This is a genomic window from Spiroplasma endosymbiont of Melieria omissa, from assembly GCF_964031175.1.
GTDB lineage: Bacteria > Bacillota_I > Bacilli_A > Mycoplasmatales > VBWQ01 > Spiroplasma_E > Spiroplasma_E ixodetis_A.
Genome location: NZ_OZ035012.1, coordinates 54510 through 81299 on the forward strand (window position 1 = coordinate 54510; position 26790 = coordinate 81299).

A 26790-nucleotide genomic window follows, 5' to 3' on the forward strand; every position below is an offset into this window, starting at 1 on the left:
TATTTATGAGTAAATATTACTTTAGTTAGCTATAGAAAGGTATATATGGAAAAATTTAATGAAGAAATAAAAATATTAACGACAATTTTTATTAATAATTTCAAATTTTATGGAATTTTAACTAGTAAACGAAAACCATTAGTAAGATTATTTTTAAATAAATGAAATAAAAATTTATCTTTAATAAGTAAAAAAACAGTTATTTGAAACATTATATTTACAAAAAAATCGTGAATTTCAATATACAGCAATGGAATTTTTAAATCTTTGATGAAAGAAAAACTTAAGTTTTAATGACTTAGATTGGCTTTTATCGATAATTAAGCATAATATTTGATGAGATAGTACTGATTATTTTGATAATATTATTGGTGTTCTTATATTTAGTAACAATAATATTAGTGTTAGAACCTGTTTAGGATCTTTTTAATAGAATTTAACTAAAACAAGAAATAATCATTTATAAATAGGTACTTAACCAATAATTTATTTTCTTTTTCATTTTTTTGTTAAAAAGATTTTATCATTTGAAAACTTATCGACTAAAAATCTATTTTTTATTATAAAATAACCATTATAATATAAATTTTATTAAAAATTAATCAAAAAAGATCCTAAACAGGTTCTTAGAGATCAATATTTATTTAAGTTAATAAATGATAGTAATTTTTGAATTCAAAGAATAGCAATTCAATCACAATTAATGTTTAAAGAAGATACTGATTTTAATTTACTATTTGCATTAATTAAGCCATTGTTATTAACAACAAATTTTTATCTAATACGTTCTATTGGTTGAGCATTGCGTAATGCCAAACGAGTTAATTCACAAAAAATTAATGATTTTATTAGACTTACTGCATAACGTTTTTAAGTTTTAATGATAAATTATAAAATCCTGCAATTAAATTAAATCTTAAAAATATTCGTTTTCTACCTTTTCTAAATTTATAACCAATAATTTTAAAACATTTTAAAAATGCAAAAACATGTTCAATTTTTCTGCGAGTTTTATTAATAATCTTATTAAAAATTTTAATTTTACTTGTTTTAGGATTATTTTTACTAGTTTTAATGGGTAAAAATGTATTACTATGAATTTTTTGTAAACCTTGATAACCTTTATCTGCAAGAATTACAGTTTCTGACAAAAATTCTAACTTTGAATTTTTAAAAGTTTTAAAATCATGATTTTTACCAGTATCAGGAAAAATATTTAAAATTTCATTAGTATGTGCATTAATTATGGTTTGAAACTTAACAGTATGCATTCATTTTTTGCCAGAAAATCAATCTTTTTGATTATATTTTGGTCGTTCTGTTTCTACTTCTGTTACATCAATTATCAAAATTTTATTTTTGAATTCTTCTTTTTAAAAAAATATTTTTATTTGTTAAATTATTAAACTTATTATTATTTATTAAAATGTCTTCAATTGAACGAATATTTCGTAAAGCAGTAGTATCAACCATATCATACTCAGCACCAATACTATGATATGTACGATTTTCATATAAATATCTTAAAGTCATTACTAGTCTATCTTCTATTGACATTTTATATGGCCTTCCACCAGTGGTATTTTTTAGATTTTGATGATCTAATAAAATATTTAAAATTTCATTAAAAACTAGTTTATTAATACCAACTATTTTACGAAAATATTGATCCGGTTTATCTTTTAATTCAAAATATGTCATAAAATTTATCCTTAACTATTCAAATTTTATTTTAATAATAACAAAAAAATGAAAAGTTAACTAGTTATGCAGTAAGTCTATTAAAATTAACAATGTTAGTCAAAAAATAAAGTGTAACCCATCCAAATATTTCAATTTTTAGGGCTTTACAAGTAGAATCTAGTACAACAATGATTTCAATAATACCTTCAATAAAAATATCAATTTTAACAGATCATGAAATAAAAGCTTTATCTAAATATCAAATTCAATCATTGCTACCAGAGCAAATACCCCTTTTTACAGCAGAACAAATTAAATCATTTAGACCCAAACAAATTCAATGATTTTGATTATGACAAATTCAGTCATTTACATCTATTCAAATTGCAGCATTTACATTAGAACAAATTCCGTATTTAACATATGAACAAATCCCAATTTTTACACCAGAACAAATCCTTGCGTTTACACCGTTGCAAATTTCAGCTTTTACAAAAGAACAAATACAAGCACTCACAGAAAAACAGATTGCATCATTTACACCAGAACAAAAACAAATTTTTACATTAGAGCAGTGTAAATTTTTTGGAAGAAAAATAATTTCAACTTTTAATAAACAAAAAAATAATTCATCAATAATTGAACAAGTTGTATCATTTACACCAGAACAAATTCAATCTTTTACGTTATCACAAATTCAGTCATTTACATCTATTCAAATTGCATCATTTATAGAAAATCAAATTAAATCGTTTACGCCTTTGCAAATTCAATCTTTTACAAAGGACCAAATTCCATTTTTACAGATATGCAAATTCAATCTTTTAAACCAGAACAAATTGCTTCATTTATATCATTACAGATTCAAGCGTTTACAAAAGAACAAATTCAAGAGTTGACAATGGAACAGCTTCAATCATTGATAAAAGAACAGCTTCAATCATTGACATGATTACAAATTAAGTCTTTTACATCTATTCAATTTCAGTCGTTTAAGTTATCACAAATTCAGTCATTTTTACCAATTCAAATTGCAGCTTTTACAAAAGAGCAAATTCAATCTTTTACATCATTACAAATTCAAGCATTAACAGAAAATCAAATTAAATCGTTTACGCCTTTGCAAATTCAATCTTTTACAAAGGACCAAATTCCATTTTTACAGATATGCAAATTCAATGGTTTAGAACTGACCAACGTAAATTTTTTAAAGTAATAAGAATTCCAATTATTAATAAACTAAAAACTAGTTCATTAATAATTAAAGAAAATCAAATTTTTGTAGAAGAGAAAATTAGAAAAAAAAGTAATCAATGAAGTTTAAAATAATTTTGATTTTTAGTTATTAGTTTCTTTTTCACAACAACTTCAATATTTAGTTTATTTTATATTTTTAAAAAAAATAAAAATCAACTTACAAAAAAAGTAAATTAAAAAAAGAAGAAGACAACTTTAATGAAAATAGTTTAAATAAAATGTTAGAATCTAAAATTAATTTTATTGAACTTACAAAATCAGAAATTAACAAGGAATCTTTTAATAAAAGTAATATTAAATCATATAATAATCAAGTTTTTTATAGTAATTAAAATAATTATAGTAAATTATTTTTTCTAACTTCGAAGAGAAAAAAAATATAATATAAATACAATTTTTTTTGGGTACTAAGTTTTCTAAGTTTTTTTATGTTAAAATAATAAAGATTTTATTACTTTACAAGTAATAATAAGTATAAGTAATAATAAAGAAAAAAATGGTGATTTACTTTATGTGAGATCGTAAAATTTTACGAAAAATTAATAAACAAGTTAAGGAAATAATTAGCCTTGATGAAACAATGAGAAAAATTAAAGATGAAGAATTAGCAAATAAAACAGTTGAATTCAGAACCAGATTGGCAGAAGGTGAGACTTTAGATGATATTTTAGTTGAAGCTTTTGCGACAATTAGAGAAGCAGCACGAAGAATTAGTGGATTACATCCATATCCTGTTCAATTAATTGGTGGTATTGTTCTTCATAATGGCGATGTTGCTGAAATGCGAACTGGTGAAGGAAAAACTTTAACTGCTGTGATGCCAATTTATCTAAATGCTTTAAGTAGTAAAGGTGTTCATGTTATTACTGTTAATGAATATTTAGCAGCAAGAGATGCTGAATTAAATCGACCAATTTTAGAATTTTTGGGAATTACTATTGGCGTTAGTCTTCGTGATCATTCTACTAATCAAAAACGTGAAGCGTATTTAAAAGATGTTACCTATACAACTAATTCAGAATTAGGCTTTGATTATTTGCGTGATAATATGGTTAAGGTTTATCCAGAAAAAGTTCAACGTCAGCTTAATTATGCTATCATTGATGAGGCGGACTCTGTTTTAATTGATGAATCAAGAACACCTTTAATTATTTCTGGTGGTTCAAAAAATCGTACTCCTTTATATCAAGCATCAGATGTTTTTGCAAAAACTTTAATACCTGAAGATTATAAAATTGATTGAGAATCACGTCAAATTGCATTAACAGTAACGGGTGTTAATAAAGCTCAAAAACAGTTTAATTTAAAAAATTTATTTGATATTGATAACTCGGAATTATTTCATCATATTCAAAATGCACTTCGTGCTAATCATGTTTTCAAATTAGATGTAGAGTATGTTGTTAAAGATGGTGAAATTGTGCTAGTTGATCAGTTTACTGGTAGATTAATGCCTGGTAGAGTATATAGTGATGGACTTCATCAAGCTTTACAGGCTAAAGAAAATGTTACAATTCAACAAGAAACAACAACAGTAGCTACTATTACTTATCAAAACTTTTTCCGTTTATATAATAAACTAAGTGGTATGACAGGAACTGCTAAAACCGAAGAAGAAGAGTTTGTAAAAATTTATAATATGAGAGTAATTAAGATTCCTACTAATAAACCAATTATTCGAGAAGATAAACCCGATCATGTTTTTGCTTCATTAAATGCTAAATTTAAATCTTTAATTGCAGAAGTTAAAGAACGACATACTAAAGGACAACCAATTTTGATTGGTACTGCTAATGTTGATGTATCAGAACGAATTGCTAATATGTTAACTTTGGAAGGAATTAAGCATGAGATTTTAAATGCTAAAAATCATGCTCGTGAAGCTGATATTATTGCTAGAGCTGGTGAAAAAGGATCAATTACTTTAGCAACCAATATGGCAGGACGTGGAACAGATATTAAACTTGGTAAGGGTGTTATTGAACTTGGTGGCCTTGCTGTATTAGGTACTGAAAGAAACGAAGCACGAAGAATTGATAATCAATTACGCGGAAGAGCCGGAAGACAAGGTGATCCTGGATTTTCACGATTTTATGTTTCAATTGAAGATGATTTGATGTTACGTTTTGGTGGTGAAAAATTAAAAAAAGCTTTTGCAAGTTTAGGTGAAGACTATATTAGATCAAAAATGTTAACTAGATCAATTACTAGAGCACAACAAAAAATTGAAGGTATGAATTTTGATGCACGAAAAAACTTATTAGATTATGATAATGTTATTGCTCAGCATCGTGAAGCTACATATCATCAACGTGATAATATTTTACTTGCTGATGATTTATTAGATTTAATCAAAAATATGCACAGAACAGTAGCACGTGATTTACTAAATATTTTTAATAAAGTTGTTGGTAGAGAACAGTTTATTGATTATGATGAATTAGTTAAAGGTATTGAAAATAAATTAATTAATCCTAATGATTTAATAGCAGAAAAGTTAAATCGATTAAGTACTGAAGAAAATATTGATTTAATTGTTGAAAAATCTTATAATTTTTATCTTGAAAAAAGAGAAAAATTAAATGATGTTATTATAAAACAAATTGAAAATAGTGTTATTTTACAAACTTTTGATCAATATTGAACTAATCACATTGATGCTTTAAGCAAACTGCGTGCAGGAATCCATTTGCGTGGTTATGCGCAGTTAAATCCCTTACAAGCTTATATTGAGGAAGCTTCAAAATTATTTAATCGTATGAAAATCAATGTTGCTCATCAAGTTATTATTATGTTACATAGCATTGATCCAGAACAACATCAGGTTCGTGGTGGTCAAGATGTATTGGATACAGTATTAGCAACTAATGTTGAAACTAAAACTAAAATTGGATAATTAATCTTTATTTAAAAAACTAAGTATTTTAATACTTAGTTTTTTAAATATGTTTTTTTATTCTATTTGATTTTTTTCTTTATGTTTTCATGACTTCTTTTTAAATATGTTTTTATTTTTTTTACTGTCATAAGTGACTGAAGTTGTTCAATGGGGGAAATTATTACCTTTAGTAACAGCATTATTATTATTCATGGGTACTAAATTTTTAATATAATTAGTTCCATCTGCTGTGGTGGGGCGTTCATAAATAATAGTTCAATTTAAACTTTCAATTGGATCATTAAGCTTCGGTTGTGCAATAAAATTATGTCAAAACATTAAGGCACCCGCATAATCTCGACGGTATAATTATGGATTAAAATTATTGATAATTTCTCCTTTATTTCATACTTCTTCAATTTGTTGTGGCGTTCATATTGCTTGTTCATCATCATTATTATTTGTTGAAGAAGTTATGTTTTGATTAATTTCACTTTGTGAATATAGTGCTTTTCCTTCTAGTGACATATAGCTAACTAAAGTAATATTTACTCATAAATAATGTAAAATAATAATATGTAATTTAAACAGTTTTTGAATTTAAAAGTACAATTCAGCAATAATTAAAATAGATTAGGAAGATTAAATTATGCCAAAACCATACAGTGAAGACTTACGAAGAAAAGTAATAGAAGCTTATGAAAGTAAAAATATGAAAATTAAAGAAATTTGTAAAGTGTTCAATATCACTAGAAAGACTTTATTTTTATGAAGAAAAAGAAAAAAAGAAACTGGGCATATAAAACCAATTTTGAATTATCAAAAAGGACATAGCCACAAAATAAAGGATTTAGATGAATTAAAAAATTATTTAGCAGAAAATAAAGATGTTACAGTTCAAAAAGTAATTGATAAATATGGAAATATGACTAAAGAAACAGTTTATAACTATTTTAAAAAACTAAATTATACATATAAAAAAAACTTTTCTATATGAACAAAGAGATAAAAATAAACAAGAAGATTTTTTAAAAGAAATAGCTAAAATAATGAATGAAGATTTAGTATATATTGATGAATCTGGAATTGATGATAATGAATTTTATAAATATGGTTGATCTGAAAAAGGTAAAAGATTATTTGATAATAAACCCGCATATAAAATAAAGAGAATGAGTATAATTGGTTCACTAAATAAAAAGGTAAATTAAAAGCCTTATGAGCATTTGAAGGACATTGCAATAGTAAAATTTTTGAATCATATGTTAAAAATAAACTAATTCCAGTATTAAAGCGTGGACAAATTATAGTTTTAGATAATGCAACGTTTCATAAATCTAAATTAACACAACAATTAATTGAAAATGCTGGATGCAAACTATTATTTCTTCCGCCATATTCTCCTAATTTAAATCCAATTGAACATTTTTGATTTGCTATAAAACATAATATAAGAAAAATATTACCAAATTATTGACCAAATATTAAAAAAGCGATTGATTTTGTTTTTCAAGATATGAGTAAACATTACTTTAGTTAGCTATATATTTCTTTTTTCTACTTTTTTTAATAAAGCATATACAAGAAATTATTAAAACTATAAAATAAAAAAATTCTAATCCTCATGGAATAATGAAAAATAGTTTTTTACGAATAGTTATCACAGAAGCAAATTTATAAAAAGCAGCATATCCACCAAAGGAAAAAAATAAAATTGATCCAATAATAAAAAATAATTATATTCATAACATAATTCTAGTTAATATTAGAGAAATAAAATCATTATTTTTTTAAAAAGATAAAAGGAAAGGCAACAATACCTAAAATTATGAAGCCAAACCCCAATACTGCAATTGTCAGAGTTGGAAAAGTTAAATTGAATTTAAAAAATTTCTTAGTGATTAAATTATCAATAAGGATTAATAAATCAGTAGTTTCTCTTTTAAAGAAAATAATTCATAAAACTCAACTAATTATTAAAGTTATACTTGTTAATCATGAAAAAATTATAATAATTCAATTATTATAATAGTTAATACTTTTCTTTGTTGAATAATTATCATCAACAGTTTCTTTAAATATCTTTTTTTTCATTTTTAAAAACCTTATAATATTTTATTGTTAATCAGTTCTATTAATTTATCTTTTTTCATAATATCTCTCCAAAACTAACTTATTATTTTTATGTATATTTTGTTACTGTATTATTGAATGCTTGTTGATAACATTTACCACTGCAATATATAAATTTATCACGATATAAAGAGTCAAATGTATATTCTTTCTCACATGATGAAATATAGCATTTAGTTGTAATAATTGGCATAATCTAATTAACTCCCTTTAAATTTATATTATACATTTTACATGATTTCTGTTTTATCATTTTATTAATTATTTTTTTATATTTTAAGTGTTTTATATATTAAAATTTATATTATTTTAAATAGTGCAATAGATTTAGTTAATAAGTTATTAGTATACAATTTTATGAAAAAAGTGTTAAAAAATAATTAAAAGTATGTAAAATATATTTATCTTCTTAAACTTAAGAAGTTATTGGTAAAAATTGAGGAGGATTAATTTATGAAAAAATATTTATCATTATTAATTGCAATATCATTAGTGCCGGTATTTTATTTTATTTACTAATTTAATAATAAAAAATAATTTCAATTTAAAAATAGTTTAGTTATCGGTGAACATTTTGCAAGTACATTGATAACTTTTTATTTAATTTAAATTTAAAGATAATTGTAATGCTTTGTTTTTTATAACTTATTGTTTATTTATTTTTTTAAAAAATACTAAAATATATTTATCTTCTTAAACTTTAAGAAGTTATTGGAGAAAACTTGGAGGGTGATTAATTATGAAATCATTATTAACAACATTAAGTATTTTAGCAATTACAGGTAATTTAACTAATGTTATCTTAAATACAAGTTCACAAAAAATTCAACTTTTAGATAATAAAATTCAGCAAGATACAATTTACATTGACAAAGATGGAAAACAAGTGAAAACGAGTGAAGTAGATTTATCAAATATAAATAGCAAAGAGGTTATTCAAATTGGATTTTTTCAAAATCGAGAAGGAATAATTCAAGTTGTTAAAATGCCAGTAACAATAGAAAAAGTATCTGATCAATTACCATCAGAAATTAGATCTTTGAAAAATATGTTTATGGATGCAAGAGAATTTAATCAAGATATTTCAAAATGAAATACATCAAATGTGGTAGATATGAGTTATATGTTTAGTAATGCTTCATCATTTAATCAAAATCTATCAAGTTGAAATATTGCACACGTAACAAATATGAGTTCGATGTTTGCTGGAGCAAAAAAATTTAATCAAGATATTTCAAACTGAGATGTAGTTAATGTAACAACTATGCATGCAATGTTTTATGGTGCTTTATCATTTAATCAAAATTTATCTTGAAATATAATTAATGTGAGAGATATGAGTTCAATGTTTTATGGTGCTTCGTTATTTAATGGTAATATTACAAATTTACTCTATGATAATAATGTAACAAATATGAATGATATGTTTCGAAATTGTTTATCATTTAATCAAGATATTTCAAAATGAATTGTAAATGATGTTACAAGCATGCGTTGTATGTTTGCTGGAGCAGTGGCATTTAATCAAGATATTTCAAAGTGAGATACTTCAAAAGTGGTGGATATGGGTTATATGTTTTATAAAGCTTCGTTATTTAATCAAAACTTATCAAAATGAAATGTAAATGAAGTATTATGACATGGATGATTTGCTAAAAATTCAGGATTTGAAAATGATCCTAACAAATGACCCAAATTTAAAAATTAAAATTTTAAAATAATAAATATTTTTTTGTGCCATTTTATTTAATTAGTAAAGTCACTTGCTAATTAGCATCAGCAATATTTTTGTTTTTAGTTGTAATTTTAATTAGATAAAATTTAATATTATTGTAAAATTAAAATAAACAATAAAGGAGTCATAATTATGGCAAGTAAATTTTATGCAGTAAAAAAAGGTAGAGTCATTGGAATATTTGAAAACTGGAATGAATGTGAAACACAAATTAGAGGTTTTGCTGGTGCTCAGTATAAAAAATTTGCAACTAAAAAAGAAGCTCAAGATTATTTAGATGATAAAATTCAAATAAAATCTGAAAATCACTATAAATATGAAGTAATAGCATATACTGATGGTAGTTTTAAAGAAGAAATTAATCAATTTTCTTATGGACTTGTTTTCTTAAATAATGGCAAAAAAGATATATTTTATGAAAAATTTGATGATGAAAATTGAGCAAAATTAAGAAATGTTGCTGGAGAAATAATGGGTGCACAAAAGGCAATGCAGTTAGCTTTGGAAAATAATATAAAATCAATTTTAATTTGTCATGATTATGTTGGAATTAGTAAATGATGTACTGGTGAATGAAAAACTACTAAAGTAGAAACAAAGGTATATAAAGCATTTTATGATAAAATAGCAAAAGATGTTAATATTTATTTTAAATGAGTTAAAGGTCATAGTGGTAATATATATAATGATGAAGCAGATGCTCTTGCTTGAAAAGCATTTAATTTAAAAAAAATATCTAAACCAATAATTTAAATATTAAAAAGGTGGTAAATAACATGATTAATAAAAAAATAATATTAGCAACTTGTTTAGGAAATATTATTGGAGGTAGTTTGTTTGCTCTTTCTGATTTATATCAAAAAAAAGAACAAAATATTTTTGAATTTGATATTACTTCAGCTGTAACAGTGTTTTCGGGATGTTTTGCTGGTGCTCTTTTTGGCTTTATTTCAGGTCTTTTTTGTTGTTTAAATGATGGAGAAGATAATGGTGATTATAGAGAATTTTTTGAAAGTCAACAAATCATTGATAACACTCATTCTTTTCAATCTTCAAATGAATTTGAGCCTTTATTGCAAGAATATATTCTTGAAATTAATGATGAACAATTCATTCCTAATAATAATGCAGATCTTGTTTTTAATCCTCGTTTAGTTTATTAAATATAATAAAAATTATTCAAAAAATTTAATACTTTGATCATTAATAACTTTATTAATATCAATTTTATTATTAAGGATGTCTCTAATTTTTAAATCAATAGTATTAGCACAATATAAATTAATAATTTCTCTAGTTTTATTATCGTTTAATTGAGTTGGAAAAAAGCGACTTTCAGCTTGCTCATTTTCGGTTGGGTTTAATTCACGATCTAGAAAAATCATAACATCACCTTGATCTAATGTGATACCAACATTAGTAGATTTAATATTACATAAAATAATTTTAACTTTTTTATTTTGAAAATCACTAATAGCTTTAAGTCTTTGTTCATGATTTACTTTACCAGTAATTAATTGATGATTTAATTTATGTTTATCTAAAATGTTACTTAAAATGTTAATTCCTTTATTACTAAAACTACTATAAATAATAATTGAATTATTTTCATTATCATGTAAGTAGTCTAGTAGTCAATTAAATTTTGCTCCTAATTCTTTCATTCCCTCATTAATAGGTGTTGAACAAATAGTTCTTAATTTGGTAAATATTTGTAAAAAAGTTATTTTAGATTTTTTATTATAAAATAATTCTTGTTTCATAGTTTCAAGAGTAGCATAATAAATTGCAGTTTGTGCTTTGGGCATAGTTAAAATTAAATCATTTTTAATAATTTTTGGCATTTCATTACGTACATCAATTTGTTTACGCATAATTGATATTTTTTTAACTAAATAATCAAATTCTACTGCTAGTTGTGGTTTAACATTTGGTTTTGGTATATTAATAGTTACAAAATTGGTAATACGTTTTCTAATTATTCCAAAGTAACGAGCAACAAAATCTCAATAATCAATATTTTTATATAGTTTATTATCAATAATTTTTAATATACCAAAAATATCACTAGGATGATTGTTGGCGGGAGTACCAGTTAAACAATAAACTGATGATACTTTATTTGCAACTTCCAAAATTGTTGAACTTTGTGCAGTTTTGTAGTTTTTTAAAAAATGTGCTTCATCAATAACTAATGTAAAATCAAATTTAGTTAATAATTTATTTTTTATATCATTTTTAAAAGTGTTTTTAGAAACTACTAAAATACAATTATTACTATTTTTAAATTGATTATATTTTTCTGTTCGCACTTTAGTAATATCATCTTTAATAGTAATACAATTATAGGTAGTTCATTTTTTAATTTCAGGAACCCACGTTAATAAAATAGTTGACTTAGGAACAACAAATAATATTTTATTAGTTTTCATTTCTGATAATGCTGTTAAAATAGTCGGTGTTTTACCAGTACGCATTTCATTAAATAAGCCAAATCTTTTATTTGCTTTTAAAATTGCAACATCAACACGTTGATAATGTCTTAGTTTAGGATTACCTGGATAATCATTTAAGTTTTTTTCTTGTTGGATTTTTTTTCATGATATTAGTGAGTGTTCATATATTTGTTTTAATTTATCATTATTATTTGTATATTTAAGTAGTATTTCAAGAGCAAACGGAGTATTAAATATTTTAAATTCATTAGTATTATTGATATCAATAATACCTAGTGCATTTAAAATTTCTTTTTTATTTTTTTTCACTTTAATTGTAATATGTTCATTATTAAGACTTATGATTTCTAACATTATTAACCTACTTTAGTGTTTGTATATGATATTAAATATTATAATAAAATTAATATAAATTAAAAAATAATTTATTTTTGTTAGTAAATATTAGATTATTAATAATTTATTTTAAAAGAATTATAAGTTATTGAATTGTATATAGAAAATAGTATTAATGTATATATCATGTAAATTTATTATATTGGAATGGCAACTGGTAAAAGATATACAAATCAAATTATGGGAATGGAATTTTATGAAAGTGGAATGGCAACACTTTTTAGGACTATTTTTTGGTAGACATTTGTTTTTGATAATTAACTGGAGTTAAGTAGTTTAAAGTGCTGTGGATTCTTATGTTGTTGTATCAATTGATGTAATCAAATAATTCTAATTTTAATTGGATTAATGATCTAAAATTTTTATCATTAATAAATTCAGTTTTGAAAGTTTTAAAAGTTGCTTCAGCAACAGCATTGTCATAAGGACAACCTTTTTTGCTTAAAGAGCGAGTAATATTGAATGCTAGTAAAAGTTTATCAATAATTTTATTATTAAATTCATTACCACAATCACTATGAAATATTTGAATATCTTTTAAACAGCGATTTGATTGCATAAATGCTTGATGTACTAATAAGGCATCTTTTCTAGTACCTACACTATGTCCAATAATTTCGCGGTTAAATAGGTCAATTAATAAGCAAATATAGTTTCATTTACCATTAACTTGAACATAAGTTAAATCACTGACAATAACTTCATTTTTAAGCCTATTATTAAAGTTTCTATTCACAAGATTAGTGATTTTTTCATCATTTACTTTGTTATTATGATTTTTGAATGATAATTTAGTGTATTTTGATATTAAATTATGCTTATTCATAATTTCTTTAATTTTTCGTCTTGATAAATAAATTTCTTGGTTTTCTAATATTACTTTTAATCTTCTTGTTCCATAAACACATTTATTTTCTTTAAAAGCACTAATAATAGCTTCATCATAAATATTATTTTGAATTTTATTTTCTTTTTTCTTTAAATTAAAATAATATGTTGATTTAGAAATTTTTAAAAAATGACACATTGTGCGAATTTTATATTTAAACTTATTGTTTGTAATAATTTCTATTTTCTGCCTATTATTAGTGCTGCTTGCTTTAAAATATCATTTTCCATTCGTAATTGTTTTAATTCTTTTCTTAATTTAATTAATTCATTTTCTTCAACAGAACGATTATCTTTAGCTTTAAAACTACCTGAATTAGTAAATTGCTTAATTCAATTATAAGTAGCTGCTCTTGTAACATTATATTCTTTAGCAAGGTAAGATACTGATTTGCCGCTTTGATATAAAGCTACTATTTGTTTTTTAAATTCATCGGTATATGAATTAATATTGGCCATAATTATAGTTCCTTTCTTTCAACTAATTTGTTCACTTGTCTACGTAATTAGTGTCCAATAAAGTGTAACCCATCCAAAGTTTTTATTTAGAACAAGATTTTATTCATGATACTGTTTCTGGTATGCATTTAGAAAAAGATTATAAATTATTAGATTTATTTGGAGTAGTTTATAACAGATATATGTGAGGTATGCCTATTTCATTTACTAAAGTAAGAAATAAATTAGATAATGCTACAGATAATATTCGTATTATTGGTAAAGCATTATATTCATTACCAGCAGCAATAAGACCTAATTTAATGTATATAATTCAAGAAAAAATGCCTACACTTGATGAAATTAAAGAAGCAAGAGCAAAAAATTATAAAGTTGATGCAACTAATATTAATGCAACTTATCAATCAACTGATTATGATAATATGAATATTTTAGATTTACAAGATGTAATTTATTATAAAAATTTAGGAAAAATTACTATGGCAGGAACTACTCCTACTAATGATGAATTAGAAACTGTAATATTAAATATTGGTAATAATGGTTATGAAAAAGGTAAAGTAACATTTAGTAATATTACATCAACAAGTGCTACTATTTCTGGTAATAATAAAGATTATTATGGAACAATAAAATTAGAATTTACTAAAAAATAATTATGGAATTTATATATAAATATTTTGATGAAAAAGCACATATTACTATTTATTCACCAAAACCAGAAGATTTAACTACAAGTAATGATTTAAGAGCAATTTTATTAGATGAATATCCTAAATTAAGAAATGATTATTTTATTGTTAGTGATGTACATGATAGTTATGCAATATGTGTTGGAGATAATATACATTGTGAAGGTAAAGTAATTATTAAAATAGAAAAACAAACTAATTTATTAAAAGGAGTAAATGAAAATGCCAAATGATATCACTATACAATCAAGTAATTATACTTTATTAAAGATAATTCGTTCTTCAATAAGTCCATTATCTGCAATGATAGGTACAAGTGCTTATTATGGTCAATTTATAGGCAATCCAGTATTATAGCTAACTAAAGTAATGTTTACTCATATCTTGAAAAACAAAATCAATCGCTTTTTTAATATTTGGTCAATAATTTGGTAATATTTTTCTTATATTATGTTTTATAGCAAATCAAAAATGTTCAATTGGATTTAAATTAGGAGAATATGGCGGAAGAAATAATAGTTTGCATCCAGCATTTTCAATTAATTGTTGTGTTAATTTAGATTTATGAAACGTTGCATTATCTAAAACTATAATTTGTCCACGCTTTAATACTGGAATTAGTTTATTTTTAACATATGATTCAAAAATTTTACTATTGCAATGTCCTTCAAATGCTCATAAGGCTTTTAATTTACCTTTATTTAGTGAACCAATTATACTCATTCTCTTTATTTTATATGCGGGTTTATTATCAAATAATCTTTTACCTTTTTCAGATCAACCATATTTATAAAATTCATTATCATCAATTCCAGATTCATCAATATATACTAAATCTTCATTCATTATTTTAGCTATTTCTTTTAAAAAATCTTCTTGTTTATTTTTATCTCTTTGTTCATATAGAAAAGTTTTTTTTATATGTATAATTTAGTTTTTTAAAATAGTTATAAACTGTTTCTTTAGTTATATTTCCAAATTTATCAATTACTTTTTGAACTGTAACATCTTTATTTTCTGCTAAATAATTTTTTAATTCATCTAAATCCTTTATTTTGTGGCTATGTCCTTTTTGATAATTCAAAATTGGTTTTATATGCCCAGTTTCTTTTTTTCTTTTTCTTCATAAAAATAAAGTCTTTCTAGTGATATTGAACACTTTACAAATTTCTTTAATTTTCATATTTTTACTTTCATAAGCTTCTATTACTTTTCTTCGTAAGTCTTCACTATATGGTTTTGGCATAATTTAATCTTCCTAATCTATTTTAATTATTGCTGAATTGTACTTTTAAATTCAAAAACTGTTTAAATTACATATTATTATTTTACATTATTTATGAGTAAACATTACTTTAGTTAGCTATAAATATCTTAAAGTCATTACTAGTCTATCTTCTATTGACATTTTATATGGCCTTCCACCAGTGGTATTTTTTAGATTTTGATGATCTAATAAAATATTTAAAATTTCATTAAAAACTAGTTTATTAATACCAACTATTTTACGAAAATATTGATCCGGTTTATCTTTTAATTCAAAATATGTCATAAAATTTATCCTTAACTATTCAAATTTTATTTTAATAATAACAAAAAAATGAAAAGTTAACTAGTTATGCAGTAAGTCTAATATAGAAACTCATAATCAAAAAATATTTTATTTAAAGTATTAAAGGAAATTAAATATAGCTAACTAAAGTAATATTTACTCATAAATAATGTAAAATAATAATATGTAATTTAAACAGTTTTTGAATTTAAAAGTACAATTCAGCAATAATTAAAATAGATTAGGAAGATTAAATTATGCCAAAACCATATAGTGAAGACTTACGAAGAAAAGTAATAGAAGCTTATGAAAGTAAAAATATGAAAATTAAAGAAATTTGTAAAGTGTTCAATATCACTAGAAAGACTTTATTTTTATGAAGAAAAAGAAAAAAAGAAACTGGGCATATAAAACCAATTTTGAATTATCAAAAAGGACATAGCCACAAAATAAAGGATTTAGATGAATTAAAAAATTATTTAGCAGAAAATAAAGATGTTACAGTTCAAAAAGTAATTGATAAATTTGGAAATATAACTAAAGAAACAGTTTATAACTATTTTAAAAAACTAAATTATACATATAAAAAAAACTTTTCTATATGAACAAAGAGATAAAAATAAACAAGAAGATTTTTTAAAAGAAATAGCTAAAATAATGAATGAAGATTTAGTATATATTGATGAATCTGGAATTGATGATAATGAATTTTATAAATATGGTTGATCTGAAAAAGGTAAAAGATTATTTGATAATAAACCCGCATATAAAATAAAGAGAATGAGTATAATTGGTTCACTAAATAAAGGTAAATTAAAAGCCTTATGAGCATTTGAAGGACATTGCAATAGTAAAATTTTTGAATCATATGTTAAAAATAAACTAATTCCAGTATTAAAGCGTGGACAAATTATAGTTTTAGATAATGCAACGTTTCATAAATCTAAATTAACACAACAATTAATTGAAAATGCTGGATGCAAACTATTATTTCTTCCGCCATATTCTCCTAATTTAAATCCAATTGAACATTTTTGATTTGCTATAAAACATAATATAAGAAAAATATTACCAAATTATTGACCAAATATTAAAAAAGCGATTGATTTTGTTTTTCAAGATATGAGTAAACATTACTTTAGTTAGCTATAATTGAATATAAACTAAAAAGCAAAAAAAATATGGAAAAAAATAAAAAAAAATAAAAAAAAGTAAAAAAAAATAAAAAAAAGTAAAAAAAATAAAAAAAAGTAAAAAAAAATAAAAAAAAATAAAAAAAAGTAAAAAAAAATAAAAAAAAGTAAAAAAAAATAAAAAAAAGTAAAAAAAAATAAAAAAAAGTAAAAAAAAATAAAAAAAAGTAAAAAAAAATAAAAAAAAGTAAAAAAAAGTAAAAAAAAATAAAAAAAAATAAAAAAAAATAAAAAAAAATAAAAAAAAATAAAAAAAAATAAAAAAAAATAAAAAAAAATAAAAAAAAATAAAAAAAAATAAAAAAAAATAAAAAAAAATAAAAAAAAATAAAAAAAAATAAAACTATTAAAGAAGATATCATAAAGAAATGTAATCAAAATAAATATAAAATAATGATAAAAAATCAGAAAAAAATTTCAGACAAAGTAGTTCAAATATTAAAAATAATTTAATCATTAGATTCTTTAATATCATTAAACAATTATGCCGGTGAATTCAATTATCATCATAGGCTGTTTGATTTGCTTGTATTTTAATAAAAAACAATTCTGGGTACCCAGAATTGTTTTTAAAGAAAAATTAAAAGTTATTAACGATCGTCACCATTATTAATAGTACCTTTAACAATAACATAATCACATTTTGTTAATGCAGATAAATCTTTACCGCCAGCATAAGAAATAGCAGATTGTAAATCTTCTTCCATTTCTTTATAAGTATCAGCAATTGAACCTTTATATGGAACAAGTATTTTTTTACCTTCAATATTTTTCGCTTCCGCTTTGTTAAAAATACTTGCTGATCCAAAATATTCTTTGTAAGATTGACCATTTATTGTAACAATTTTGCCAGGTGATTCATCATAACCCGCTAAAATACTTCCTGCCATAATCATAGTGGCACCAAAAGCTATTGCTTTAGCAATATCACCATTACATCTAATACCACCATCTGCAATTAATGGTTTAGTGGTGCTATTGGCAACATCTTGTAAAGCATTTAATTGTCAACCACCTGTACCAAATCCAGTTTTTAGTTTAGTAATACAAGCTTTTCCTGGACCAACACCAAATTTAATTGCATCAGCGCCTCATTTTTCTAAATCTTTAACAGCGGTTTTTGTCATAACGTTACCAGCAATAATAAAAGGTTTAGTATTTGTTTTAGCAAAAGTAGTTTTTATAAATTTAATCATTTTTTCCATAGCATTACTATGACCATGAGCAATATCAATAGTAATAAATTCAGGAATTAGATTCAGTTTGATTAATTGTTCAAGTAACTCTTTATCCTCTTTTTTAACACCAATGCTAATTGAAACATATAACTTTTGTTCATGCATACTTTTAATAAATTTAATTTGATCGATATTAAAACGGTGCATTACATAAAAGTAATTATTTTTAGCCAATCAAATACATAATTCTTGGTTAATGACAGCACTCATATTTGCCGGAATAATTGGAATTTTAAAAGTAAAACCATTTAGTTTAACACTGGTATCACATTCTTTTCGTGATTTAACTATTCCTTTATTTGCAATTAGATTTATATCTTCAAAATCAAATTTCACATTCATTTTTTATTTATTCTCCTTAGTCTTTACTAATTGTAATAGTCAAAATATGTACATATTATTTTATAACGTTTTAAATAAAATGCTAAAGGACTAAAACACCATTAGTATTATATATTATTTTTTTGCAATTTAATTATCTTTATTATTAATTAAGTCTGATAATTGGTTAATCATTTTCTTTAAATTAGTAATTAATGGGTTATAAACATCAATTTGTGTTAAATCAACACCCGCATCTTTTAAAATATCTAATGGATATTTGCTGCCACCAGCTTTTAAAAAGTTAAGTAAATTTTCTTTTTTACCATTTTTAACATCTTCATAAAGCTTATAAGAAACGGTAATTGAAGTAGCATATTTATAAACATAATAAGGTGAGTGGAAAAAATGAAGAATTCGTGGTCATGAGTATCCTTTTGCTTTTTCTTCGTATTTATCTAATGCTTTTTGTCCATATTTATTAGCTGTATTTTCAAATAAATCAGCCAAAATATCGGCGTTTAATGGCACTTCTTTTTCTACTAATTTATGTGCTTCTCATTCAAATTCAGCAAATTGAATTTGACGAAAAAAAGTACCAATTACAGTTTCAATATGAGTTTGTAGTAAGTAAATGCGTTCTTGATTATTTGACGCTTTATTATATAAATAATCAAATGCTAGATGTTCATTAACTGTTGAAGCAACTTCAGCTAAAATAATTGGATAGTCAGCATTTGGATATTTTTGATATTTTTCTGAAAATAGGGTGTGAACAGAATGACCTAATTCATGAGCTAGTGTATTAAGTGAATTAATAGTATCATCTCAATTCATTAAAATAATGGGCTCTACGCCATTACCACCTGTTGAATAAGCACCAGTTCGTTTATTTGTGTCTTCATAATAGTCAATTCTACCTGGTAATAATGCTAAGTTTAATTGTTCTAAATATTCATCACCTAAGATACTTAAAATTTCTTTGATTGAATTAATACCTTCTTCAACACTGAATTTTTTGGTTGGTATTGTTGTCATTTTTAAACTAGTATCGGTACTATAAAATTTTTTAAATTTAAAAAATTTACGTTTTAAATTATAAAATTCTTCTACTAAAATAGCGTGTTTCTGTCCCGTTTTTATTAAATTTTCATATAGTATTAATGGTACATCATCACTTAATAAATTATATTCTAAAGTAGTTAAATGTTTTTTATTATCTTTTTCTTTATCGTTGTTACGAATTTTTATTTCTTCAACAGCTACTTCTAAAATACTTTCATAAACTTGTGCTAATGAATGTTTTTTATTTTTAATATCTTCATAAAATTTTTTTGAAATATCAATTCTTAATTGTTGATCTTTTACTGGATTGCTATTTTCTAAAATGTCTAAATATAAAGTTTGTGTTAATTCTTGTTCTTTATTTTGATAATTAAACATTGTTTTTTGTTTATCAGCATAAACCAAACTGTCATATAAACCACCACCAGCACTTCTTGATTTACTAACTTTGCTTAGTAAAGTTTCATCGTGCTCACTTAAAATAAATTTTTCAAATTTAAAGAAAACTTCCATATCATGTTTATATATCATTAATGAGGGATCATTATTAATCCAGTTTTTAATAGTTTGTAAACCAATAGTTTTAATTTCTGGTTCAATCCATGCTAACTTTTCCGATAACTTACTTTGTTGAGTCGCAAATAAACTAGATAATTGTTGCAATTCTAAGTTAGTTTGATCTAAATCTCCATAATGTAAATATTGTACAACTTTGGAGCCTAACATTGATATTTTTTTGCTAATTGCTAAATATTTTTTAAAGTTATCAATATTATTTAATTTTCCTTTAAAAGTTAAAAGTTGATTGGCAAATTTATCAAACTCAGGTAAAGCTTTTTTTCAAGATTCATTATTAATAAATAAATGCTTAAAATCTCAGCAGTACTTTTTTTTATCTTTTTCATTTAATTCAGAACGCTTCATAGTTTTTGCTCCATTCTATGGTAATATTACAATACAATAATAATACAATAATATTGTTTAACTTATCTATTTTTGTTGTAATTTTCGAAAATATTAATTCAGATATATTGTAATTATTTTAATATTACCATTTAGGAGTGAAAATATGGATAAAAATATTCTACTTAATGTTAGTAGTAAACTTGAATTAAAATTAAAATTAACAGCGGTATTTGCTGATAAAGTTCCTCATGAATTGATTGCTAAAGAAAAAAATAAATTAACATTAATTTCTGAAGATAAAACTTATTACCTATATTTAGGTGATAGTAAGGGCTTAACTCGTAATGATGTTTATAATTTTTTTGTAAATTTTAGTAGTAATAATAGTCAAGATTTGGATATTGATGTCAAATCTTTTGTTACGAGTAATTTAGATGAAAGTATATTTTTACAAACTATATATGAAGCATTATGATTCGGTACTTTTAAAGAATATACTTTAAAAAGTAAAAAAAATGAAGAAAAAAAAGTTAAATATAATGTTGTTTCAACAGCAAAATTCCCTAACTATACTTCACAACAACAAATCGAAATTCAAGGAGAAAGTATTAATTTAGCACGTAATTTGCAAGATATGCCACCTAATTTATTATATCCCGAAGTTTTTGCAAAAAAAATTCAAGATGCAGCAAAAGGTATTAAAAATTTATCAGTAAAGGTTTTAGGGCAAAAAGAAATAACAGAACTAAATATGAATTTATTATTAGCAGTTAATGCTGGAAGTAATTTTGATGCTCGTGTTGTTGTTTTGGAATATAAAGGTGATTCACAGCATGCCGATGATATTTTGGGATTAGTTGGTAAAGGAATTACTTTTGATAGTGGTGGTTATTCACTAAAACCTTCTTCAGCAATGAAAGGTATGAAATTTGATATGTCGGGTGCAGCTAGTGTCTGTAATGCTGCCATTGCTGCTGCTAAATTACAATTAAAAATAAACTTTGTCGCTGTTGCTTGTTTAACAGAAAATAAGATTGGTGGTCATGCTACTTTAGTAGAAACAGTCTTTACTTCAATGAATGGTAAAACTGTAGAAATTAATAATACCGATGCAGAAGGAAGGTTGGTATTAGCAGATGGTATGACATATGCTTTACGTAAAGGAAAAGCAAATCGTATTATTGAATTATCAACTTTAACTGGCGCAATGCTAGTGGCATTAGGTAGCTATATGACTGGTGCTTTTGCTACTGATGATAAATTATTTAATGATTTTGATTTATCATCACAACAAACTAATGAGGAAATTTGAAGAATGCCAATTCATCAACAAAATATTTTAAATATGCGTTCATCTAAAATAGCTGATTTAAGTAATCTTTCTAAAGATCCATATGGTGGTTCATCAAATGCTGCTGCATTTTTAAAAGAATTTAGTGAAGATAAACCATTTTTACATTTAGATATTGCGGGAACTGCTTATAAAAATGATCGTGGTATGGGTGTATTAATTAAAACATTAGTTCAATATATGAAAAATTATAGTACAAGTAAATAAAGTTATAAAAAGGAATAATCATAACAATTATTCCTTTTTTATTTTATAAAAAAGTTATTTGACAATATTTTTAGTTAATTGGTATTGAAAAAATATTTGATTCTATTTTTTGTAGTGTTTTTAATAATGGTGGTAGTTGAGAATTATTAATTTTATTAATATTTAATCGATTACTTGTATTAATAGTATCATTTAATTTAATATTTATTTTTTCTAAGATTTTAATATTTTTATCAAATTTTTCATAATAATTTTTTTGACTAATTTTTCTAAATTTTCTTCAGTAATATTTGAATTTAATTGGAAAATTGAATTGTTTGAATAAACAGACTGATAATATTTTAGGAAAATTACATATAGCTAACTAAAGTAATATTTACTCATAAATAATGTAAAATAATAATATGTAATTTAAACAGTTTTTGAATTTAAAAGTACAATTCAGCAATAATTAAAATAGATTAGGAAGATTAAATTATGCCAAAACCATACAGTGAAGACTTACGAAGAAAAGTAATAGAAGCTTATGAAAGTAAAAATATGAAAATTAAAGAAATTTGTAAAGTGTTCAATATCACTAGAAAGACTTTATTTTTATGAAGAAAAAGAAAAAAAGAAACTGGGCATATAAAACCAATTTTGAATTATCAAAAAGGACATAGCCACAAAATAAAGGATTTAGATGAATTAAAAAATTATTTAGCAGAAAATAAAGATGTTACAGTTCAAAAAGTAATTGATAAATTTGGAAATATAACTAAAGAAACAGTTTATAACTATTTTAAAAAACTAAATTATACATATAAAAAAAACTTTTCTATATGAACAAAGAGATAAAAATAAACAAGAAGATTTTTTAAAAGAAATAGCTAAAATAATGAATGAAGATTTAGTATATATTGATGAATCTGGAATTGATGATAATGAATTTTATAAATATGGTTGATCTGAAAAAGGTAAAAGATTATTTGATAATAAACCCGCATATAAAATAAAGAGAATGAGTATAATTGGTTCACTAAATAAAGGTAAATTAAAAGCCTTATGAGCATTTGAAGGACATTGCAATAGTAAAATTTTTGAATCATATGTTAAAAATAAACTAATTCCAGTATTAAAGCGTGGACAAATTATAGTTTTAGATAATGCAACGTTTCATAAATCTAAATTAACACAACAATTAATTGAAAATGCTGGATGCAAACTATTATTTCTTCCGCCATATTCTCCTAATTTAAATCCAATTGAACATTTTTGATTTGCTATAAAACATAATATAAGAAAAATATTACCAAATTATTGACCAAATATTAAAAAAGCGATTGATTTTGTTTTTCAAGATATGAGTAAACATTACTTTAGTTAGCTATATAATTTAGTTTTTTAAAATAGTTATAAACTGTTTCTTTAGTTATATTTCCAAATTTATCAATTACTTTTTGAACTGTAACATCTTTATTTTCTGCTAAATAATTTTTTAATTCATCTAAATCCTTTATTTTGTGGCTATGTCCTTTTTGATAATTCAAAATTGGTTTTATATGCCCAGTTTCTTTTTTTCTTTTTCTTCATAAAAATAAAGTCTTTCTAGTGATATTGAACACTTTACAAATTTCTTTAATTTTCATATTTTTACTTTCATAAGCTTCTATTACTTTTCTTCGTAAGTCTTCACTGTATGGTTTTGGCATAATTTAATCTTCCTAATCTATTTTAATTATTGCTGAATTGTACTTTTAAATTCAAAAACTGTTTAAATTACATATTATTATTTTACATTATTTATGAGTAAATATTACTTTAGTTAGCTATATATTAGTTTAAATGCTTATGGTATTTCAAATATTATTAGTGGAATTCTAGAATTAATACCTAATAGGTTTCAAAATATAAGAAAGATAGCAAATATGGGTACTGGTGGGTGTTTGATTTCAACTGGTGTAGCAATGGGTATTAATAATGATTTTAATAATGCTTATGCAATTCCTACTATTGTTGCTGGTGCTTCTGAAATTATTCATAATTTACTTCCAATAGAAACAAATCATAATAGAGAAATGCAAGAAACTTTATTTACAAATGAAACTGCAAGATTAATTAATGATAATAGATTCACAATTAATAGTGAAACAAGTAGTCAATATGGAAGCGATTTACATGAAGTACCATTAAATAATGATAATGCTTCATTAACTTGAGATTATAATCACATGAGTTTATAAAGGAGGTGAATAATTTATGAATAAAGAAAAATTACTTGAATATTATGATGTTAAATTAAAACAACATGAAAAAGATTTAGAAGACATACGACTAAATGAACGTTTAATTGCAAATCTTTTAATGGATGCAAAATGTATAATTGAAAGAATTAATAAAGGTGAATTTGATGAATAATCAAAAATAAACAATAAATAATTGAAAGGAAAATATTCAAATGAAAGAATTTTTACATGAATTAATAATTATTGGAACAAGTGTTGGAACATTAATTTGCAGAGAAATTATTGTTTTATTAAAAAGATTTATCACAACTCCAAAACATGTTAGAGCAAATAACAAAATTATTAAACATCAAAAAAAATTAGCAAAATTAAATGAAAAGATTAATAAAGGAGAAAAATAATATGACAAAAATCGAATTTAATGAAAAATATAGAAAACAAGATATCAGTATTGATAGAGATTTTGATTTACATATTGATAATTGTTTTAAATTTTCTGATATTGATATATTAGAAAATGCAGTTAATGATTATAAAAAACTAATAAGTGAAATGCCAGAATTAGTTAAAGATTGATTATTGGGATAAGATTAGGAGAATGTTAAATGTTAGAAAATGAAAATAATGTTCAACAAACAACTGAACCTTTAACTGAAAACAATGCTTCTTCACAAGAAATAGAAAATAAAGTTAATGAAGCAGAAAATAAGTTAAATAAACTTAATCAAGAAATTAAAGAAAAAGAAATGATTAATATATTTAAAAAATATCAAGTTAAAACTGAATTTTATGATTATTTAAAATTTAAAACTAATAATCTAGAAAATTCAAAAATTGAAGAAACTATTAAAAAAATGATTAAAGAACAACCAGTATTTAAAGAAACAATTAATACAGGTGGCAATAAACAAATAATTATTAATAATAAAACAAATGATAAAGAAAATTTTTTAATTAATTATAAAAAGAAAAATTATTTATAAACGAAAGGAAGAAATAAAATGTCAGTACCATTTAATCAAAATTTAGACAATACAGAGAGATTAGTAGAAGCGCCAGAATTTATAGAGTTTTTTAAAATTTCAAATAGTCCATGGGCAAACTTTTTCCCTACTGAAATTGTTGACTCAGTAAATATTGAGTTTATTGTTAAAAAACCAAAAAAACCAGAAGTAAAAATTATTGCTTGAGATGATAAAAGTAAAAGATATGAATTACCATATGTTGATACAGATAAAATTAGTAAAAAAATAACTAAAAAATATCTTGCAGGAGAAATTATTGCAGATGTAGATTTAAAAGCAAATAATGGACAAAATTTATTAGATAGTATGCAATATGAAGTTGCAAATGATTTAGCAGATAAATTGGCAATTGATGATACACAAGCAATTGCAAAATTTGCTACTAAAATCGATATTGAAGATACAACACCAGTAGGCTATTTAAAATCAATGTTATCTGCTTGAAATACTTTGTTTCAATTTAGAAACATTGCAAATAGTAAATTTTTTATTACTAATGGTCTTTATGATAGTTTAGTTTATTTAGCAGATAATAAAGGTTTAATTACCGATAATCAGTTGGCACAACAATTACGTTTAAATGGAAATAATTTATATGTAAAAGGTGTATTATGTGAAATCGTTCTTGATGACTATATGATTTTTACTAATGATAAAAATGAACAACAATTAATGACCTTTATTTTAGCAACACCAAGAGCGATGAAAAGATACATGATAGAAAATACAGTTATTTATGTAGATTTTATTAAAGATGATAAAGCAGGAAGAGCATATAAAGTTGCTGGTGAAGTTGTTGGAGAAGCAATACCATATATTTCTAATAATGAAACAACATCAAGATGAATGTTATGTGGAATTATTAAAACAGAAAAAACTGATTTAAAAACTAAAATTACAAATTTAACAACAAATATTACTGCAAATGTTAATAACAATAATAAAGAATTAGATACACAAATAAAAAGTACAGATGAACTTAAATCATTAAATCCAAATTTAACAAATCCAACTATTAAATATTTTAGTGATGCACAAGGTAAAACTAATGTAAGTAATCAAAAACAAAAAGCAGGTGACTTATATATAGCTAACTAAAGTAATATTTACTCATAAATAATGTAAAATAA

The 26790-nt window shown here is 23.3% G+C and carries 35 protein-coding genes; 22 read left to right on the top strand and 13 right to left on the bottom strand.

Annotated features, from left to right (window positions below; genetic code table 4):
* Window positions 1-854: 854 nt before the first annotated feature.
* Together ACQH26_RS00320 and ACQH26_RS00325 are read right to left on the bottom strand one after the other, a co-directional pair.
* Window positions 855-1349, bottom strand: coding sequence for a transposase family protein (locus ACQH26_RS00320; protein ID WP_425381872.1), 495 nt, complete (start codon window positions 1347-1349; stop codon window positions 855-857).
* 4 nt (window positions 1350-1353) lie between these two features.
* Window positions 1354-1701, bottom strand: coding sequence for a transposase family protein (locus tag ACQH26_RS00325; protein ID WP_425381897.1), 348 nt, complete (start codon window positions 1699-1701; stop codon window positions 1354-1356).
* Between the two features lie 170 nt (window positions 1702-1871).
* Here ACQH26_RS00325 and ACQH26_RS00330 point away from each other — a divergent pair, with 170 nt between their 5' ends.
* The 3 genes from ACQH26_RS00330 (at window position 1872) to secA (ending at window position 5836) form a co-directional block, all read left to right on the top strand.
* Window positions 1872-2609 (top strand): hypothetical protein, encoded by a 738-nt coding sequence (locus ACQH26_RS00330; protein WP_425382509.1) that lies wholly within the window; start codon window positions 1872-1874, stop codon window positions 2607-2609.
* A gap of 241 nt (window positions 2610-2850) precedes the next feature.
* The gene (locus tag ACQH26_RS00335; protein WP_425382510.1) at window positions 2851-3012 is read left to right on the top strand and encodes a hypothetical protein; all 162 of its coding nucleotides are present in this window, start codon (window positions 2851-2853) and stop codon (window positions 3010-3012) included.
* Window positions 3013-3451: 439 nt separating this feature from the next.
* Window positions 3452-5836 carry a preprotein translocase subunit SecA gene (gene secA, locus ACQH26_RS00340; RefSeq protein WP_425382511.1) on the top strand — a complete coding sequence of 795 codons (2385 nt, stop codon included), beginning with the start codon at window positions 3452-3454 and terminating at the stop codon, window positions 5834-5836.
* 57 nt (window positions 5837-5893) lie between these two features.
* On the opposite strand, the gene ACQH26_RS00345 is transcribed toward secA, so the two are convergent.
* Together ACQH26_RS00345 and ACQH26_RS00350 are read right to left on the bottom strand one after the other, a co-directional pair.
* Complete coding sequence (locus ACQH26_RS00345) at window positions 5894-6157, bottom strand: hypothetical protein (RefSeq protein WP_425382512.1); 264 nt, start codon at window positions 6155-6157, stop codon at window positions 5894-5896.
* A gap of 30 nt (window positions 6158-6187) precedes the next feature.
* On the bottom strand, window positions 6188-6346 hold the full coding sequence (locus tag ACQH26_RS00350; protein ID WP_425382513.1) for a hypothetical protein: 159 nt from the start codon (window positions 6344-6346) through the stop codon (window positions 6188-6190).
* Between the two features lie 121 nt (window positions 6347-6467).
* On the opposite strand from ACQH26_RS00350, the gene ACQH26_RS00355 reads away from it, so the two are divergent.
* Genes ACQH26_RS00355 through ACQH26_RS00365 form a run of 3 tightly spaced genes read left to right on the top strand, consistent with a single transcriptional unit; the run spans window position 6468 to window position 7358 of the window.
* Window positions 6468-6827 (top strand): helix-turn-helix domain-containing protein, encoded by a 360-nt coding sequence (locus ACQH26_RS00355; RefSeq protein ID WP_425381993.1) that lies wholly within the window; start codon window positions 6468-6470, stop codon window positions 6825-6827.
* Window positions 6828-6867: 40 nt separating this feature from the next.
* The gene (locus tag ACQH26_RS00360; protein WP_425382514.1) at window positions 6868-7029 is read left to right on the top strand and encodes a transposase; all 162 of its coding nucleotides are present in this window, start codon (window positions 6868-6870) and stop codon (window positions 7027-7029) included.
* A gap of 5 nt (window positions 7030-7034) precedes the next feature.
* Complete coding sequence (locus ACQH26_RS00365; protein WP_425383049.1) at window positions 7035-7358, top strand: transposase; 324 nt, start codon at window positions 7035-7037, stop codon at window positions 7356-7358.
* Window positions 7359-8000: 642 nt separating this feature from the next.
* On the opposite strand, the gene ACQH26_RS00370 is transcribed toward ACQH26_RS00365, so the two are convergent.
* Complete coding sequence (locus ACQH26_RS00370) at window positions 8001-8144, bottom strand: hypothetical protein (RefSeq protein ID WP_342257844.1); 144 nt, start codon at window positions 8142-8144, stop codon at window positions 8001-8003.
* 546 nt (window positions 8145-8690) lie between these two features.
* Between ACQH26_RS00370 and ACQH26_RS00375 the strand changes: the two genes are divergently transcribed.
* From ACQH26_RS00375 to ACQH26_RS00385, 3 genes are all read left to right on the top strand, one after another.
* Window positions 8691-9659 carry a BspA family leucine-rich repeat surface protein gene (locus ACQH26_RS00375; RefSeq protein WP_425382515.1) on the top strand — a complete coding sequence of 323 codons (969 nt, stop codon included), beginning with the start codon at window positions 8691-8693 and terminating at the stop codon, window positions 9657-9659.
* A 159-nt stretch (window positions 9660-9818) separates the two neighbouring features.
* Window positions 9819-10439, top strand: a complete 621-nt coding sequence (locus ACQH26_RS00380; RefSeq protein ID WP_425382516.1) for a viroplasmin family protein — start codon at window positions 9819-9821, stop codon at window positions 10437-10439.
* Between the two features lie 23 nt (window positions 10440-10462).
* Window positions 10463-10849, top strand: coding sequence for a hypothetical protein (locus ACQH26_RS00385; RefSeq protein WP_425382517.1), 387 nt, complete (start codon window positions 10463-10465; stop codon window positions 10847-10849).
* 12 nt (window positions 10850-10861) lie between these two features.
* Here the strand turns inward: ACQH26_RS00385 and ACQH26_RS00390 are convergent, their stop codons facing one another.
* Complete coding sequence (locus ACQH26_RS00390) at window positions 10862-12451, bottom strand: DEAD/DEAH box helicase (RefSeq protein WP_425382518.1); 1590 nt, start codon at window positions 12449-12451, stop codon at window positions 10862-10864.
* A 313-nt stretch (window positions 12452-12764) separates the two neighbouring features.
* A protein-coding gene (locus ACQH26_RS00395; protein ID WP_425381867.1) for an IS3 family transposase occupies window positions 12765-13885 on the bottom strand; the annotation gives its coding sequence in 2 pieces (ribosomal slippage) (window positions 12765-13615 and window positions 13615-13885; 1122 coding nt in all).
* Window positions 13886-14007: 122 nt separating this feature from the next.
* Between ACQH26_RS00395 and ACQH26_RS00400 the strand changes: the two genes are divergently transcribed.
* Window positions 14008-14541, top strand: coding sequence for a hypothetical protein (locus ACQH26_RS00400; protein ID WP_425382519.1), 534 nt, complete (start codon window positions 14008-14010; stop codon window positions 14539-14541).
* A gap of 2 nt (window positions 14542-14543) precedes the next feature.
* The gene (locus ACQH26_RS00405) at window positions 14544-14831 is read left to right on the top strand and encodes a hypothetical protein (RefSeq protein ID WP_425382520.1); all 288 of its coding nucleotides are present in this window, start codon (window positions 14544-14546) and stop codon (window positions 14829-14831) included.
* Between the two features lie 103 nt (window positions 14832-14934).
* Here ACQH26_RS00405 and ACQH26_RS00410 read toward each other — a convergent pair whose 3' ends face one another.
* The 3 genes from ACQH26_RS00410 to ACQH26_RS00420 all read right to left on the bottom strand — a co-directional run bounded on the left by ACQH26_RS00410 (window position 14935) and on the right by ACQH26_RS00420 (window position 16129).
* Entirely contained in the window at window positions 14935-15423 is a 489-nt protein-coding gene (locus ACQH26_RS00410) for an IS630 family transposase (protein ID WP_425381862.1), read from the bottom strand.
* A gap of 40 nt (window positions 15424-15463) precedes the next feature.
* On the bottom strand, window positions 15464-15823 hold the full coding sequence (locus ACQH26_RS00415; RefSeq protein WP_425382298.1) for a helix-turn-helix domain-containing protein: 360 nt from the start codon (window positions 15821-15823) through the stop codon (window positions 15464-15466).
* Window positions 15824-15940: 117 nt separating this feature from the next.
* On the bottom strand, window positions 15941-16129 hold the full coding sequence (locus ACQH26_RS00420) for a hypothetical protein (protein WP_425382148.1): 189 nt from the start codon (window positions 16127-16129) through the stop codon (window positions 15941-15943).
* 257 nt (window positions 16130-16386) lie between these two features.
* Between ACQH26_RS00420 and ACQH26_RS00425 the strand changes: the two genes are divergently transcribed.
* Window positions 16387-16746, top strand: a complete 360-nt coding sequence (locus ACQH26_RS00425; protein WP_425382298.1) for a helix-turn-helix domain-containing protein — start codon at window positions 16387-16389, stop codon at window positions 16744-16746.
* A 40-nt stretch (window positions 16747-16786) separates the two neighbouring features.
* Window positions 16787-17275, top strand: a complete 489-nt coding sequence (locus ACQH26_RS00430) for an IS630 family transposase (protein WP_425381862.1) — start codon at window positions 16787-16789, stop codon at window positions 17273-17275.
* Between the two features lie 637 nt (window positions 17276-17912).
* Here the strand turns inward: ACQH26_RS00430 and ACQH26_RS00435 are convergent.
* Window positions 17913-18902 carry a GMP reductase gene (locus tag ACQH26_RS00435; protein WP_425382521.1) on the bottom strand — a complete coding sequence of 330 codons (990 nt, stop codon included), beginning with the start codon at window positions 18900-18902 and terminating at the stop codon, window positions 17913-17915.
* Between the two features lie 129 nt (window positions 18903-19031).
* Window positions 19032-20870: an oligoendopeptidase F gene (gene pepF / locus ACQH26_RS00440; RefSeq protein WP_425382522.1), complete on the bottom strand. Its 1839-nt coding sequence runs from the start codon at window positions 20868-20870 to the stop codon at window positions 19032-19034.
* 145 nt (window positions 20871-21015) lie between these two features.
* On the opposite strand from pepF, the gene ACQH26_RS00445 reads away from it, so the two are divergent.
* The 3 genes from ACQH26_RS00445 to ACQH26_RS00455 all read left to right on the top strand — a co-directional run bounded on the left by ACQH26_RS00445 (window position 21016) and on the right by ACQH26_RS00455 (window position 23776).
* Window positions 21016-22410, top strand: a complete 1395-nt coding sequence (locus ACQH26_RS00445) for a M17 family metallopeptidase (RefSeq protein ID WP_425382523.1) — start codon at window positions 21016-21018, stop codon at window positions 22408-22410.
* A gap of 477 nt (window positions 22411-22887) precedes the next feature.
* Window positions 22888-23247: a helix-turn-helix domain-containing protein gene (locus ACQH26_RS00450; protein ID WP_425382298.1), complete on the top strand. Its 360-nt coding sequence runs from the start codon at window positions 22888-22890 to the stop codon at window positions 23245-23247.
* Window positions 23248-23287: 40 nt separating this feature from the next.
* Window positions 23288-23776, top strand: a complete 489-nt coding sequence (locus tag ACQH26_RS00455) for an IS630 family transposase (RefSeq protein WP_425381862.1) — start codon at window positions 23288-23290, stop codon at window positions 23774-23776.
* On the opposite strand, the gene ACQH26_RS00460 is transcribed toward ACQH26_RS00455, so the two are convergent.
* Entirely contained in the window at window positions 23769-24101 is a 333-nt protein-coding gene (locus tag ACQH26_RS00460; RefSeq protein ID WP_425382524.1) for an IS630 transposase-related protein, read from the bottom strand. The two genes, ACQH26_RS00455 and ACQH26_RS00460, sit on opposite strands and share 8 nt — an antisense overlap.
* 216 nt (window positions 24102-24317) lie before the next feature.
* Here ACQH26_RS00460 and ACQH26_RS00465 point away from each other — a divergent pair, with 216 nt between their 5' ends.
* From ACQH26_RS00465 to ACQH26_RS00490, 6 genes are read left to right on the top strand one after another with little or no spacing between them, the layout of a single operon-like run.
* Complete coding sequence (locus ACQH26_RS00465; protein ID WP_425382525.1) at window positions 24318-24632, top strand: hypothetical protein; 315 nt, start codon at window positions 24318-24320, stop codon at window positions 24630-24632.
* 16 nt (window positions 24633-24648) lie between these two features.
* Window positions 24649-24807 carry a hypothetical protein gene (locus tag ACQH26_RS00470; RefSeq protein ID WP_342217590.1) on the top strand — a complete coding sequence of 53 codons (159 nt, stop codon included), beginning with the start codon at window positions 24649-24651 and terminating at the stop codon, window positions 24805-24807.
* Between the two features lie 40 nt (window positions 24808-24847).
* Window positions 24848-25036 carry a hypothetical protein gene (locus ACQH26_RS00475; RefSeq protein ID WP_174481134.1) on the top strand — a complete coding sequence of 63 codons (189 nt, stop codon included), beginning with the start codon at window positions 24848-24850 and terminating at the stop codon, window positions 25034-25036.
* A 1-nt stretch (window position 25037) separates the two neighbouring features.
* Window positions 25038-25223: a hypothetical protein gene (locus ACQH26_RS00480; RefSeq protein WP_342217592.1), complete on the top strand. Its 186-nt coding sequence runs from the start codon at window positions 25038-25040 to the stop codon at window positions 25221-25223.
* 17 nt (window positions 25224-25240) lie between these two features.
* Window positions 25241-25618 (top strand): hypothetical protein, encoded by a 378-nt coding sequence (locus ACQH26_RS00485; RefSeq protein WP_342217593.1) that lies wholly within the window; start codon window positions 25241-25243, stop codon window positions 25616-25618.
* Window positions 25619-25636: 18 nt separating this feature from the next.
* The gene (locus ACQH26_RS00490) at window positions 25637-26758 is read left to right on the top strand and encodes a hypothetical protein (protein WP_425382526.1); all 1122 of its coding nucleotides are present in this window, start codon (window positions 25637-25639) and stop codon (window positions 26756-26758) included.
* The last annotated feature ends 32 nt before the right edge of the window (window positions 26759-26790 follow it).